Origin of the sequence: Psychromonas sp. psych-6C06, from assembly GCF_002835465.1 — a bacterium.
Lineage (GTDB): Bacteria > Pseudomonadota > Gammaproteobacteria > Enterobacterales > Psychromonadaceae > Psychromonas.
Window position 1 is genome coordinate 76291 of the sequence record NZ_PIZM01000004.1, and the last position, 14896, is coordinate 91186.

At 37.9% G+C, this 14896-nt stretch carries 16 protein-coding genes; 6 read left to right on the forward strand and 10 right to left on the reverse strand.

Annotated features, from left to right (window positions below):
• Positions 1-5 precede the first annotated feature (5 nt).
• The 4 genes from CW745_RS07420 to CW745_RS07435 form a co-directional block, all read right to left on the reverse strand.
• The gene (locus tag CW745_RS07420; protein WP_101108018.1) at positions 6-2177 is read right to left on the reverse strand and encodes a chemotaxis protein CheW; all 2172 of its coding nucleotides are present in this window, start codon (positions 2175-2177) and stop codon (positions 6-8) included.
• Between the two features lie 39 nt (positions 2178-2216).
• Positions 2217-2582, reverse strand: coding sequence for a response regulator (locus CW745_RS07425; RefSeq protein ID WP_101108019.1), 366 nt, complete (start codon positions 2580-2582; stop codon positions 2217-2219).
• A 22-nt stretch (positions 2583-2604) separates the two neighbouring features.
• Positions 2605-3777 carry a methyl-accepting chemotaxis protein gene (locus CW745_RS07430; RefSeq protein ID WP_101108020.1) on the reverse strand — a complete coding sequence of 391 codons (1173 nt, stop codon included), beginning with the start codon at positions 3775-3777 and terminating at the stop codon, positions 2605-2607.
• A gap of 129 nt (positions 3778-3906) precedes the next feature.
• On the reverse strand, positions 3907-4293 hold the full coding sequence (locus tag CW745_RS07435) for a hypothetical protein (RefSeq protein WP_101108021.1): 387 nt from the start codon (positions 4291-4293) through the stop codon (positions 3907-3909).
• Between the two features lie 187 nt (positions 4294-4480).
• On the opposite strand from CW745_RS07435, the gene CW745_RS07440 reads away from it, so the two are divergent.
• Positions 4481-5275 carry a class I SAM-dependent methyltransferase gene (locus tag CW745_RS07440; protein WP_101108022.1) on the forward strand — a complete coding sequence of 265 codons (795 nt, stop codon included), beginning with the start codon at positions 4481-4483 and terminating at the stop codon, positions 5273-5275.
• 3 nt (positions 5276-5278) lie between these two features.
• Here the strand turns inward: CW745_RS07440 and CW745_RS07445 are convergent, their stop codons facing one another.
• Positions 5279-5575 (reverse strand): DUF1244 domain-containing protein, encoded by a 297-nt coding sequence (locus CW745_RS07445; protein ID WP_101108023.1) that lies wholly within the window; start codon positions 5573-5575, stop codon positions 5279-5281.
• A 97-nt stretch (positions 5576-5672) separates the two neighbouring features.
• Here CW745_RS07445 and CW745_RS07450 point away from each other — a divergent pair, with 97 nt between their 5' ends.
• The gene (locus CW745_RS07450) at positions 5673-6554 is read left to right on the forward strand and encodes a chemotaxis protein (RefSeq protein ID WP_101108024.1); all 882 of its coding nucleotides are present in this window, start codon (positions 5673-5675) and stop codon (positions 6552-6554) included.
• Between the two features lie 30 nt (positions 6555-6584).
• Here the strand turns inward: CW745_RS07450 and CW745_RS07455 are convergent, their stop codons facing one another.
• Entirely contained in the window at positions 6585-8066 is a 1482-nt protein-coding gene (locus tag CW745_RS07455; RefSeq protein ID WP_101108025.1) for an alanine/glycine:cation symporter family protein, read from the reverse strand.
• An 81-nt stretch (positions 8067-8147) separates the two neighbouring features.
• Positions 8148-8558: a helix-turn-helix domain-containing protein gene (locus CW745_RS07460; RefSeq protein WP_101108026.1), complete on the reverse strand. Its 411-nt coding sequence runs from the start codon at positions 8556-8558 to the stop codon at positions 8148-8150.
• Between the two features lie 85 nt (positions 8559-8643).
• Between CW745_RS07460 and CW745_RS07465 the strand changes: the two genes are divergently transcribed.
• Complete coding sequence (locus tag CW745_RS07465; RefSeq protein ID WP_101108027.1) at positions 8644-9279, forward strand: cation diffusion facilitator family transporter; 636 nt, start codon at positions 8644-8646, stop codon at positions 9277-9279.
• A gap of 94 nt (positions 9280-9373) precedes the next feature.
• Here the strand turns inward: CW745_RS07465 and CW745_RS07470 are convergent, their stop codons facing one another.
• Positions 9374-10474, reverse strand: a complete 1101-nt coding sequence (locus CW745_RS07470; RefSeq protein WP_101108028.1) for a GGDEF domain-containing protein — start codon at positions 10472-10474, stop codon at positions 9374-9376.
• A gap of 126 nt (positions 10475-10600) precedes the next feature.
• On the opposite strand from CW745_RS07470, the gene CW745_RS07475 reads away from it, so the two are divergent.
• From CW745_RS07475 to CW745_RS07485, 3 genes are all read left to right on the forward strand, one after another.
• Complete coding sequence (locus CW745_RS07475; RefSeq protein WP_101108029.1) at positions 10601-11233, forward strand: glutathione S-transferase; 633 nt, start codon at positions 10601-10603, stop codon at positions 11231-11233.
• Between the two features lie 107 nt (positions 11234-11340).
• The gene (locus CW745_RS07480; protein WP_101108030.1) at positions 11341-11868 is read left to right on the forward strand and encodes a cytochrome b; all 528 of its coding nucleotides are present in this window, start codon (positions 11341-11343) and stop codon (positions 11866-11868) included.
• Positions 11869-11884: 16 nt separating this feature from the next.
• On the forward strand, positions 11885-12454 hold the full coding sequence (locus tag CW745_RS07485; protein WP_101108031.1) for a YceI family protein: 570 nt from the start codon (positions 11885-11887) through the stop codon (positions 12452-12454).
• Between the two features lie 842 nt (positions 12455-13296).
• Here the strand turns inward: CW745_RS07485 and CW745_RS07490 are convergent.
• Positions 13297-13671 (reverse strand): DUF2799 domain-containing protein, encoded by a 375-nt coding sequence (locus tag CW745_RS07490; protein WP_101108032.1) that lies wholly within the window; start codon positions 13669-13671, stop codon positions 13297-13299.
• A 197-nt stretch (positions 13672-13868) separates the two neighbouring features.
• On the reverse strand, positions 13869-14894 hold the full coding sequence (locus CW745_RS07495) for an endonuclease/exonuclease/phosphatase family protein (RefSeq protein WP_238596741.1): 1026 nt from the start codon (positions 14892-14894) through the stop codon (positions 13869-13871).
• Positions 14895-14896: the final 2 nt, after the last annotated feature.

Sequence of the window (14896 nt, forward strand, 5' to 3'; positions counted from 1 at the left end):
CTCAATTAATCGCTTTCACTTACCAAACCTGCAACATCTAAAATTAGTGCAACACTGCCATCTCCCATAATAGTTGCCCCTGAAATACAAGGCACCGCATGAAAATTGGTTTCAAGGCTTTTTAGTACAACCTGTTGTTGCCCCTCTAACTGGTCAACCAATAACGCTATTTTTTTATTATTACTTTCTAGCAATACTAAAATGCCATCACTTGCCTCTTTAATGTCGGTCTGAATATTAAATAACTCATGTAATGCAAGCATCGGAATATAATCACCACGCACTTTAACTACCGTCCCAGTGCCATTAATTTTTTTTATATCTTGTGGTTGGGGTTGTAATGACTCAGATATAAAAGTCAGTGGGATAATATATATTTGCCCGGCAACAGAGATAGACATGCCATCTAAAATCGCCAAAGTAAGTGGTAAACGGATGGAGATAGTAGAGCCTTCACCTGCCTGAGAATATATCTCTACCTGCCCCCCCATGGAGTGAATATTTCGTTTAACAACATCCATTCCAACACCTCGTCCAGAAACATCAGTCACTTGGTCTGCGGTAGAAAAACCAGCTGAAAAAATAAGTTGGTAAACATCGTTGTCGGAGATATTTTCATCGACTTGTAATCCACGCTCTATTGCTTTGCTTAATATTTTATCTCGGTTTAAACCCGCACCATCATCACTGATATTAATCACGACATTACCACCTTCATAAAAAGCACTTAGGGTTATCGTGCCTGATTCAGGTTTACCATTAGCGATGCGCTCTTCAGGCATCTCAATTCCATGATCAATACTGTTTCTGATTAGATGAGTGAGCGGATCAGCAAGTTGCTCCACCAACCCTTTGTCTAACTCAGTTTCATCACCCACCATACGCAAATCAATTTTTTTGTTTAATTTATTTGAAAGGTCACGAACAACTCGCGGAAAACGCCCAAATACAAAACTGATTGGCATCATTCGAATCGACATTACAGACTCTTGAAGATCACGGGTATTGCGCTCTAATTGAGTGAGTCGATTTAGTAAAATATCGTGCTCAGATGGATCAAGGTTATTTGATATCTGCATCAGCATCGCTTGTGTAATCACCAGTTCGCCAACTTGGTTAATTAATTGATCAACTTTTTCAGTATTAACACGTATTGAAGTCTCAACCTGTGTGGCTGTTTTTGCAGCAGGACGCTTTTTTCGCTCCGGTGAAGTCATCACTTGCTTTACACTTTCTTTCTTTTCCTCTCGCCCATCCAAAAAACCATAGGCTTCGGTTTCAACTTCTTGATCATTGCTAACAGCAGTATCCTGCACAACTGAACTGTTCTCTATCAAGTCACTAACAGGAGCTTCATCATCACAAAACAGACCATAGCTATCATCATTACTTTCTAACGCGTTATCTTGCAAAGCAGCTGTTGCTTCATGCTCTTCAGGTTCAAACAAGCCAAAACATGCTTGCGGTTCGATATCATCATCAAAAAACCCAAAACTATCATCATCATCTGTTTCAATTAAATCGGTTACCAATATTGAATCGGGCTCTGCAATAAATGAGATAATATCTATCAGCTCTTCATTGCTTGAATGGCAGTTAGATAAGACTAATAGCCACTTTGTAAAACCTGCAACGACTTCGGAATGCTGTGTTAATGCGCCAAGGCTAGCCAACTCTTGCAATAGGTTCTCAGGGTTTTCATCATTATCAACCAAGAAAGAGATTTGTTTATCAGCTATTTCTTCCTCTGCAGTGAATGATGTTACTTCTTCAACGGAGGTCTCCGGAGGGCTTGATAGTTTTTGTAATTGATTGCAAACAGCTTCTATCAAGCTACTTTCAACAGGCTCTCCTCCCTCTTGATGTACCTCTTTCTGCTCAGCCAACACATCGCCAGCTTTTAAAAAAGCATCAATCATTTCAGTGGTTAGAGCGAGTTCCTCTTTGCGTAACTTATCCAGTAAAGTTTCAAGTATATGCGTCACCTGTGTCATATCTTCAAAACCAAAAATACCCGCCCCCCCTTTGATGGAGTGCGCGGCCCTAAAAATGGCATTAAGATCTTCGAGGTTTGGCTCATTGACATCAATATCAAGCAGCAATGATTCCATATTGGTTAGGTGCTCTGATACTTCTTCAAAAAATACAGCATTAAACTGTTGCATATCTATAGACATATCAATGACTCGCTCTTACATAATTGCCCAAGATATAAACTAGCCTAATACTTTAGAGGTTAATTCAAGAAGTTTTGCGGGATTAAAAGGTTTCACCATCCAGCCAGTGGCACCAGCGGCTTTACCTTTCGCTTTCATGTCAGACCCAGCCTCAGTGGTCAACATAACAATGGGTGTGCGTTGATAACCAGGTAATCCACGCAATGATTTAACCAGCGTAATACCATCCATTCTAGGCATATTTTGATCCGTTAATACGAAATCAAAACGGCTCTTTTTACACATATCAAACCCTTCTTGGCCATCTTTTGCCAACGAAACTTGATATTTTGCCGATAACAATGTCACCTCTACCATCTGGCGAATTGATACTGAGTCATCAACTACTAAAATATGCTTTGCCATTTATATTCCCTCTATTTACTATTCAAAAGAATTCTACTTCACCACCATCCATTGTTGATGATGAAACTGGGTTATGTGATTTCTCCTCTTTAGTGCGTTTATACTTTTCTACAATTTCATTTATCTCATCGGGAATATTTTCCCCTTTCATTGATTCTATTTCCTGCATCAGTCCATGTAACAAACCAATGTCGTCAGCAGTAAATTGCAAACTTTGAATGCTAATATCACCAAATTGCAAACCACGAAGTGCATTATGAACCGCATCAACTAACTGTGAGGCCAAACTATCAAGATTACGTGTCATTTCTAAATCATTATCTGCTTTATCAGACAGTTGTTTAATCGCAACGTTAAGCTCATCTTTTGAGTTATGTACATAATCGAGATCTTGAGAAGCGATATTTTTGACCTCTTTAGAAAGATCGGAAATTAACTCATTCATGGCACTCAACTGCTTCTGAATAGTATGGCTGACCTCTGTTGAGCTGTTTGAAAGGGAGCGGACTTCACCTGCAACTACCGCAAAACCTCGCCCAGCTTCTCCTGCTCGAGCGGCTTCAATAGCTGCATTTAGTGCAAGTAAATTAGTTTGTGAAGCAATCTGCTCTATCCCTTGTAGCGCTTTCATAACTCCCGGCATTTGTGCACTAATATGTTCAACTTTCTCTGATAGATAAACAGATTCATTGCCCATATTGCTGGCAATTTCTATAAAGTGATTAAGTGTGGAGGATGTTTTTTTGGCAAATTCAGCCATATCCATGTTGCTCTTAGCCACATTTTCATCTTCAACTCCAAGCAGTGAATGTAAATAACTCTGCTGTTGATCAAGTAATGATTGTATCGCCATGAATGCATCGGATAGTGTGCTGATAGCGCCCTTTTGTGTACCGATAAGATCAGATAAATCACTTTGATTATTACGTAAGCTACCTAGGCTTTGGTGTGCTAGCCCTTTAGCGCTTGATAATATTTTTTCACAACTTTCAATTTCATTAGAAGTTAAGTTTAAGCAACTATTAGCGTCAATCTTTAGTTGGGGCTGTTTCACGAGATAATGGCTTAACAATGTGGTGCTGAGGATGGCAACAATGATGACTACTTCAGAAGGAAAAAACTGCAATGCTATTAGCGAAGAAATCAAAATAATTGCTGTATAAAACAGCTTATTTAGCATCACTTTTTTTAACATATTCCACAGCCTTGATTTATTTAACAATTATTTAACTGTAGACACCTTTTTTAGATACTTAATATTTTATTTTTAATTGATTATCACAAGTTGATCAAGATCACTGCATAATAATAAGGCTAACTTGTATCACTCTAAGTCAATAGAGCGAATCGCTTTCTTTAAAAAATTGGAGTGATTCTGAAATTTAATACTGCTTTTTTTCCCTTTATGAGCATGTAATAGGCTTTCAACATTGACTAGCTCTTGAAATAACCACCCCCTTATCATCGAGTAATAGCGGCTATCCGTACCATAACGGTAAATAGTTTGAAGCGCTTCTTCATCGCGTTTTTTCAACGCAGATTGAAGCGCTTCTACCATTAAGCCTATTTGATAAGTTTGATCATTGAGTGTGCGAGAAGCCATGTCAGAAGATTGTGATGTAGCGGGACTACTTGAGGGGACGGTGGCATAAAGCGAACTTATAGTACACAGTGTAACTGCCAAAAAAGTAAATTTAAACAATTTGCGCACAGCAAGCTCCAAAGAAAAAGTAGAATGATTCAAAGGTTAATTTATCGTTAATTTAATGAGTAAACAATCAACATCGCGTCATCGCGGGAGGATAGTCGGATTTAAAATAACTATTTTATCGCTAACGCTTAATGCTAAGCGCATTAAATGTTAAATTATCACTCATTAGAAAAAGCGAGTAATTAAGATGATAATTAAAAAAGCGTGGCGAATATTAACCGTTGGCGATGGTGATCTATCATTTTCACATTCGTTGCTAACAAACCACCAGCCACGACATTTAACGGCGACGGTCTTTGATACCTTAGAAACAATGAGCAATAAGTACAGCGAAAATGCTTATCAAGCACTTCACAAAAAGGGAATCCCTTTATTATTCAATTTTGACGTTACCAATAAAGAAAGTTGGTCAACATTAGCAAAGCAGACTTTCGATGTGGTGATATTTCAGTTTCCCTTACTTCCAGGGTTTGCCTCTTTTGAAGAGTTTAATAAAACCGCTGCGCAAGCCAGTATTAATACTCTTAACCGTGCTTTACTTCGCACATTTTTGTTTAATGCCTTTGAACATTTTTTAGACCCACTAGGTGAACAACTTTGCTTTATTACTTCAAAGGATGTGAAACCATACCGCGAATGGAATATTGAAAATGCGTTACACCAGCAAAGTCATTTCAATTATTTAGGCTCTTCTCTATTTAATATTGATGACTTTCCTGACTATAAAGTACGAAATGTGGATCGTGATAAACATGTACGTGATACACAGGGAAGAACCTATGTATGGAGTACTCAAGCAACGCATCCTTTTCAGACTTTATTAGACAAAGCCGTTTATCAAGATAAGCAATGTTGCACCGCCTGCCGTGCAGGGCCTTTTACCACTGATCTTGATAGAGCTGAGCACAATGCTTCCAAGAAACACCGACAGATGCAAGAGTTTGAAGCCCAATGGCAGGCTTATTTAACTGAACATCAATGACACTTATTTATTTGACTGTAGTTTTTTAAAGGTCGCCAATTGCGCTTCGGTAGCGGGTAATTGATGATGTTCTTTCCACTGCGCATATGGCATACCATAAACAAGCTCTCTGGCTTGATCATAATCGAGTTCAACACCAATAGGAGTAGCCTCTGCTACCATCCATTTTGATAAGCAGTTACGACAAAAACCGGCAAGATTCATCAGCTCAATATTTTGTACGTCTTTGCGATTATCTAGGTGGCTTAATAAACGGCGAAAAGCAGCTGCTTCAAGTTGAGTTTTTTGATCTGGCGTCATGTAATTTCCTACTAAACTTTTAAAATTTACAACATGTTAACATCTATTTTAAGCTAATCGACTATAATTTATTACTGAACTTTATTATGGATATTTTATGCAATCAACCTCAAGTCAATCGCAAGGTTTACTGCTATTTAAGCTGTCTACATTGCAGAGTTTTGCACTCGGCACATTAAAAATTCAAGAGATAGTGCCTTATCAAAAATTAACTCAACTTCCTAATGCCGACAGTAATATTCTCGGTGCAGCGAGTATTCGAGGCCAAACCATTTCCATTATTGATATGGCAGCTGCTGTCGGTTATCCGCCAATTAGCGAGGAAGAAAAGCCAAATTGTGTGATCATTATTACCGATTGTAGCCGTCAGCATGTAGGTTTTTTAGTACGAAAAATAGAGAGAATTATTGAATGTAACTGGAAAAATATAGAGCCACCACCGAGCTCGCTTGGCCATAAAACTTATATTACCGGCATTACTCACTTTGAAAAAAAATTGATTCAACTACTGGATATTGAATTATTGCTATCACAAATTTTCCCCGATAATGATGATCATTCAGTTGAAATTAATGGTGTCCAAAAAGGCTTATTACAAAATGAACATATTTTACTTGTTGACGACTCAGCAGTTGCACGTAAACAATTAGAGGGAGCCTTAACGCGCATCGACGTGCCATTCAAAGTGTGTAAAAACGGCAATGATGCACTACAAGTAATGAAAGAGTGTGCTGAAAAAGAAGATCCTATCACTATTTTAGTCAGTGATATTGAAATGCCTGGATTGGATGGCTACGAATTAACCTTTGAAGTAAGAAGTGTTAAAGAGATAGCCGGCGCATACATTATTCTTCATACCTCTTTATCCAGCGAAATGAGTGTCGATAGAGCTCAGCAAGTAGGCGCAGATGATGCACTAACGAAATTTGCGGCACAATCACTGGTAGACGCCATGCTTAAAGGTGCTAAAAAGGCTTGAGTTCATTCAAGCCTTTTACTTTTTTTACCTTTACTTTTTCTGTTTATTTTCCCAGAAAAGCGCATTTTTAATACCTAGTTTTAACGGGTCAAAACTATACACCGGTCTATTTTCATTACGCTGACTTTCATAATCTTTCAATGCTTTCAGCGCTGGTCTGCCCATAAAGAAAATGATTAATAAGCCAACAATGTTTAACCAAGCCATTAATCCAACTCCTACATCACCTAGTCCCCAAGCAAGGTTTGCTGTTTTGATTGTGCCGTAAAACGTTGCAAACATCAGTGCTAATTTTAAGAAGAAGGTAAAATCAACAGAGCGTAAAGTACGGCGAATATAAGCCACATTTGTCTCTGCGATATAGTAATAAGCCAGAATGGTGGTAAAAGAGAAGAAAAATAATGCTAAGGCAATAAAAGGCTTACCTACTCCTGGTAATACCTTGTCGACCGCCATCTGTGTATATGCAGGACTGTTAGCGGCAATATCGGCAGCTACATTTTGCACCAGAAAACTTTCGCCCACACCATGTACGTTATAAGCACCAGTGATTAGAATAACAAACGCTGTCGCGCTACAAACAAATAAAGTATCAATATAAACAGAAAAGGCTTGTACCAACCCTTGCTGTGCAGGGTGTTCAACTTCTGCAGCAGCCGCCGCATGAGGCCCTGTACCTTGTCCAGCTTCATTTGAATAAACACCACGTTTAACGCCCCAACCAATCGCTGCACCAACACCTGCCATTGGCGTAAAGGCATCACCAACAATCATCATAAAGATACCGGGCAATTCATTAATATGTAATGCAATGATCACGCAGGCAATAATAATGTAAGCAAGTGCCATAAACGGAACAACAAACTGGGTAAAATTAGCGATACGTTTGACGCCACCAAAAATGATAAAACCTAAAAGTAAAACGAGGCCAGATGCCGTCGCTATTTTGGTTGCACTGACCAAGCCAAGACCAGTATCAATCATTTCACCGGGGCCAAAAGCGAGCTCTACAGCATTACCGATACTGTTTGATTGAATGCCCGGTAATAAAAATCCACAAGCAGTAATAGTCGCAAGCGCAAATAAAACCGCATACCATTTTTGACCTGTTATTTTTTCAATGTAATAAGCGGGACCACCACGATACTGACCGTTATCTACTTCTTTATATATCTGTGCTAACGTAGACTCTATATATGCGGTCGAAGCGCCTAAAAAGGCAACCACCCACATCCAAAAAACAGCACCAGGACCACCAAAACCAATCGCGGCGGCCACTCCTGCAATATTACCAGTGCCGACACGACCCGAAAGTGAAACAGCTAGGGCTTGAAAAGAGGAGATACCATGTTCAGATTTTCTCCCAGACAAAAGTAGCTGCCACATTTCACGAATTAATCGTACTTGTACAAAGCGCGTCTGGATTGAATAAAACAACCCAGCGGCTAGGCATAAATAGATAAGCGCAGGGCTCCAAATAATGCCATTTAAAAAATTTACTATCTCTTCCAAGTGATACTCCTTATTTATCCATTTTTATTGCAAGCAAAAGTAACACTCTATGTAGGGTTTATCAAAACCCACTCTCTGTATTTAACTACCAGAGCACGGTTTATTTAATACATTTAAAATTTGACACTGCATCGCCTCTCCTGAGCAACAACTTTGCACAACTGATTGCAGCTCATCTGCCAATAATTGTAGCTGCTTGATTTTTTGTCGAACATCCTGCAAGTGTCGAACAGCAATATCATGCGCTTCATGTTCAATATGATTTTTACAGGTTTGTAAATGAATCAATTGACGAATCTCATCCAAACTAAACCCTAATGCACGGCAGTGTCTGACGAAATTGAGCCTTTGCAGATGATCTTCATTGTAGCGACGTTGATTGCCTTCACTGCGACCAGCCATAGGTAAAATATTGATCTCTTCGTAATAACGAATAGTAGGGATTTTACACCCCGTTTTAGTGGCGAGTTGCCCAATACTGTAAATAGCCATTACACACCTTTTAAAAATAATACTTGAACCTCAAGTAACTAGAGGTTTTATACTTGAACATATTGTTACTTATAAGGAAAGAAAAATGGCTGGATGTTGTGGAGGACACTCAAATTTTGATGGCATGAGTCAAGCCTATAAGCGTATCTTATGGTGGGTGATTGCGATTAATGGAGTGATGTTTTTAGTTGAAATGAGTGCAGGAATCAGCGCACAGTCTCAAGCCCTGCAGGCCGATGCGTTAGACTTTTTAGGAGATACCTTAACCTATGGCATTAGTTTGTGGGCCATTGGAAAGTCCCTTAACCTACGAAGTAATGTGGCGCTGTTTAAAGGCTATAGTTTATTGATTATGGCACTTTGGGTCTTTGCATCCACGCTGTACCGTTTTTTAGTCACTAATAGCCCAGATGCGATGACCATGGGTACGATTGCCCTACTCGCTTTTAGTGCAAACTTAATCAGTGTATTACTGCTCATGCGCTATAAAGATGGCGATGCAAACGTTCGTTCTGTCTGGCTTTGTAGTCGTAACGATGCCATTGGTAATTTAGTCGTGCTTATCGCGGCCTCTGGAGTTTGGGTGACAGAGAGTGCACTTCCTGATTTGGTAGTTGCCTTTATATTAGCAAGCCTGTTTCTCTCTTCGGCTTGGCAAATTATTCAACAAGCTAAAAAAGAGAAAAAACAGGCAATATCTAATAATCTCCATTCTGGTTAATAGAAGCTTTATCGTATTTTGAACCAAAGAGTGGTGATTTTTAATATGCTGTGCAATTTTTGCCTAATTCAAAACGAATTAGGCAAAACTAAGGTTAAATAGCCCGAATACAGCCTTTACCCGCTTGTTTGGCTAAATAAACGCCCTCATCGGCCATCTTCATTAACTCATCAATGTGATGCATCGATTGATGACGAGTCGCGACGCCAATACTGATACTTCCGAGCCATTGCCCGTCGCCAACGCTCACCGTTAACTCTTTAACTGCATTAGATAGGAGCTGCGCAATATGCATTGCACCGTCAAAATGAGTATTTTCACAAATAACAAAAAATTCGTCTCCACCTAGGCGGCAAACAATATCGTCATTTCGTAACGTTTGCTTTAATCGTTTAGTTAACTCCACTAAGACAAGATCCCCTGCATCATGGCCGAAAGTATCATTGACAGGTTTAAAGTCATCAACATCGATCATCAAGCATGATAGTGGTTTAACACTGATAGATTCGCGCCAAAGTATATTAAGACGAGAGATAGCAAAACGACGATTAGGCAGGTTGGTCAATTGATCTGTCACTGCTAATAACTTCAAATCTTCGTTGAGCACCTTAAGTTCGGCCGTTCTCTCCTGAACCTTTTTTTCCAAACTTTGGTTAAGCACATGTAGCTCTTTGTTCCGCTCTGCCACTTCTGAGAAAAGATGATTTAACGCATGTACAAGGGTCTCCATTGAACTGTCTACCGCCCTTTTTTCAGATTTAAATGCTTCATCTGGCTCCATCCCTGCATTAATTTTTTCTATTTGTCGCCCCATATTCATATCAGTTGTCAAAATATGAGTAATTAGCCAATGCACTAAAAAGTCTAATAGATGCTTACTATCTGCAATACAATCGCTAGAAATAGTGTGATACATACAATTTATTTGTGCTAAAAAATGCTGATGAGATTCGATATGATCCTTTAAAAAAGCAGGTGCAATCTTCGCATCTCGCATTAATTGCTCCTCCTCTTGAAAGTGATAAATAGCGTAATCTTCTAACTCTTTATAAACGCCTTGTATTTGAGGCAATGACGCTTTATTTTCAGTCATTAACTCAATAAACTTATTAATTAAGGTAACCAAGTAAAAATGTTGTTCATCAACTTCTTGCTGACCAGTTATGAATTTTTCACTCCACGGAAACGAATCCATTATAACTCCCACATTTATCACGATATTTAGTAAAACTGTAATGATTGCTTTGATAATATAGAAAATAAAGTTAGTTTATTTTCACTATTTACATAATTTTCTTGTTTACTTATCAAGGATCAAACTATGAGCCATATTTTATATTCGTTTCGTCGCTGCCCCTATGCAATGCGAGCTCGACTTGCCATTGCTTATAGCCAGCAATCGGTGCAACTTCGTGAGATCATATTAAAAGAAAAGCCAGACGAGATGCTACAAATATCTCGTAAAGGCACTGTCCCCGTGTTACAGCTTAAAAATGGAAAAATACTTGATGAAAGCTTAGATATTATGGCTTGGGCGATTTCTCAGCATGATCCCGATGATTGGCAAACCGATAATATGGATAACATGCTCGCGTTGATTGATGAGAATGATTTCGAATTTAAACAGTGGCTTGATAAATATAAATATGCAGTACGTTTTCCTGAAAACAGTGAAACTTATTACCGCGAGCAATGCGAAGACTTTTTAGTTAAGTTAGAAAAAAGACTCTTGTTTAATGATTATCTCTTCTTAAACAGAGTGACGTTAGCAGATATTGCTATTTTTCCATTTATACGACAATTCGCAAGTGTTGATAAAGCATGGTTTAACGACAGTCCCTATCCGCAATTGAAAAAGTGGTTACAAGAGCTTATTAACTCCCCTTTATTTGAATCAATTATGCAAAAGTACCCGACCTGGTTACCGAGTAAAGAAGCACAAGATTTTCCATAACATCAAATTTTTTGAATAAAACATTCTCTATCTATCTGTTTGATTATTAATTAAATCGTCTACACTGTTTTTAACTTAATGAATTTAATTAAACCTAAGGAATGAGAATGTCTCAACCTACCTCACAATACAACCCAATTGCAAAAGTGATTCACTGGCTTTCTGCAATTGCTATTTTTGGACTTTTTGCCGTAGGTTATTGGATGGTAGATTTATCCTATTATAGTGAATGGTATACAGTTGCCCCTTACTGGCACAAATCTATCGGTTTGATTTTGTTTGCAATGACCGCCTTTCGACTAATTTGGAAGCTACTCAGTAAAGCACCAGAAATAGAAGGTAAAAACTGGGAAAAAGCCGGTGCTAAAATTGCACATGGTTTACTTTATGTTTTGCTATTTGCCACTTTCCTTTCAGGCTACTTAATCTCTACAGCAGATGGTCGTGGCATTGAAGTATTCAACTGGTTTACTTTCCCTGGTTTAGGTTCACTGATTGAGAACCAAGAAGATATTGCCGGAGAAGTACATTTTTACCTTACTTACACTTTAATAGCGCTTGCCTTGTTACATGCAATGGCGGCATTAAAACATCACTTTATTAACCAAGACAACACCCTTAAAAAAATGATCTAACTGACAAGGAACCATAATGAAAAAATTACTTTTAGTTACAACAGTTGCTTCAGCACTTACTTTGCCAACTTTAGTAAACGCTGCTGATTATAAAATTGATACACGTGGAGCACACGCATCGGTAAACTTTAAAGTAAGCCACTTAGGCTATAGCTTTATCAAGGGTAGATTTAACACCTTTTCTGGTGATTTTACTTTTGATGCAAATAACATTGAAGCTTCTAAGGTATCGGTAAGTATCGATACAACAAGCCTTGATTCAAACCATGCAGAGCGTGATAAGCATATTAAAAGCGATGATTTTATTAACACGGGGAAATACTCAACCTCAACGTTTGTCAGTAACAAAGTCGTAAAAAATGCCGATGGTACTCTCGCTATTAGTGGTGATCTAACACTACACGGAGTAACTAAAAATATTACTTTAGATACTGAGTTTATTGGTGAAGGTAAAGATCCATGGGGTGGATACCGTGCAGGGTTTCAAGCAACAACTCGTCTCGAACTGAAAGACTTTGGTATCAAAGTGATGGGGGCATCAAGCTATGTCGATATGGAATTACACGTAGAAGGCATTAGACAATAACTTTTTCAGTGCACTCCTCTAAGCGAGTGCACTAATTTCATTTGTAACAAAAATATCTCCCCAAAAAATGTACTCAGTAAGGCATTGTAACAATTACGATTTACACTTGCTTATATTATACTAAATCGATTAAACAACCGATCAATCTTACTTGTTAAAAAAGCTATTTCAGCGTTAAAAATTTCGTAAAGGCAACAACCATTTACATCAATTTTCGCCTTGCACTAACTCCTTTTTCATACGTAATATTTGATCACTATATTAACGGAATTGGTATTATAAATCGCACCTTAATATTGTTGATTTCCCCTTTCCTAAACATTTACCAGTTAGTAATTAAGCCTAATAGAATTAAGTATCAGAACCAAATTTAGAAAATTTAAGTTTGCGAAAATAGTGGCTCTATTGGCTAAAGTATATGGCTAGGCCAGTAAATATTTATCCGTAAAATAGTACGGTAATTTATATGGTTACCGGGGGCTATTGATCTGTGCATTTAAGCTTTACTCGCCAATAACTTTGAATAGAAAGGCTGCCAATCCTTGCAAAAATAAATGTAAATATTCAACAGTTCGTAGCTTCTGGCGGTCAAATATTATTTTAATGAAGCACTTAGATTATATTTAACTTTACTAACCTAAATAATTAGAACCATGAATATAGCGTTATAGTGGGAGTGTTCGATTTACTAAATAGTATGACTTTCTGGGGAATGTAATGAGCCTATATTGTTATAAGTGAAAGACATGATTTACTCAGATTAATTAACAATAAAATCAAGGGGTTGCCCCTGATTTTATTGCTATAAATTTCCATTACTGTAAATAATTAAAGCATAAATTTTATCGGCTAGAATTATTGCGGAGTGCATTAATATAATCTTGATAGAAGAATAAACCGTTTGGGAAGCGGTCACATGCATGTAAATAAGGCTTACCAAGCAGAGCAAGCATGTTTGCATTAGTTGGTTTACAGTAAATTGTGACAGCCGCTAAGTAACTATCTTGATATTTTTTATAATCGACTTCACCGCCATTAGACCTGTTACTCAATTCTTGCAATGTTGATTGTGATTTTTCAGGTAACCCTTCCGAACCATCATATGTACCTAAGGCTTGCCAATCACTTGATGCTATAAATGTATCTGTTTGGCTGGATGTCGATGCACAAGCGAATAGAAACAGAGTAAAAGGTAAAATAAAATAAAATTTAATCATAAGGCCACCAGTTAGTTAATAATATTATCAATGATTTAAGGATAGAAAGGATCAATGAACTTTTCTATTTGTTTACTGTTAAATAACGATTTAAAAGTTATTTGAATATTGACATTAAAATTGTATTAAAAATGCACTCTTATTTTAATACGATCACAAAATTAAAGTAGATCATTACCAAATAAAAAATACCAATATTAGCATCGAAGCCTTAGTGTCACTAATACAATACCATGGTCGGTACTTTCACCATCTCGATCAAAAATAGGATTAATTAAATGTCTATCGCAGGTGTGATAATTACTCACTGAATAAGTACTACTACTGTATTTAGCATCAAACTCACAGGAAACGAGGATATGATCTAATACTGAACTTGTTTCACCGTAATAGTGCGTCGCAGCCCTTGGCTCCCCATGATAACAATCACTTTCACAGAACAAATTCCAAACATCCTGTAAACAATATTTCGCTAAATAAGCATTTTTATCAACCTGCGAAACAAAGCGTAAATTATCGATTAAAAGGTGATTTAATACTCCATCCGTTAAGTTATTATTAAAGTCTCCCATCAATATCATCGGTTGCGATGTAGCCACTTTTCGTTTAATCATCTCAATAAACAGCAGTGTCGCTTCACTACCACGTTGAATGCTTGCTCCCCAACCACCAGCGACACTGGCTTTAAGTGATTCAACAATATTATTTTCAGCGCTTAATTGTGGCGTTTCACTGTGCTCAAAGAGAGCGCGTTTAGATTTAAAATGCACAACATAACAGTCGGTATTGCCAATATGTGGTAAATCAACGGTGGCTCTTAATACTTTGCGGCTAAACGAGAAGTCCTCAGCAAGCCCCATATTGCTTGCCATTTGTAGATCATGTGTAACAGCACTCACTTCGGTAATAGGATAACGAGAGGCAATGGCAACCACTGGTGCACTACAGATAAAATCATCAACGACTTTACAGTTATCTACCACAGCAAAGTAGGCATACCCCGCATTTTTTAACAGTGCTTGTAATGAGTCTGGGCTAAATACCTCTTGAAAGCCAATCACATCTGGCTCAAATTCCGCTAAGTAATTCAAGATCCAGCGTTGCTTTTTCTGCCACTGTGGCTCGCTGTAAATACGCTCAAATTCATAACACGCAAAGGGTGGCTCAAGGTAATTAAGCAGGTTAAAAGTCGCAATTTTTAAACGGCTATGGGGAATGTCCAAAA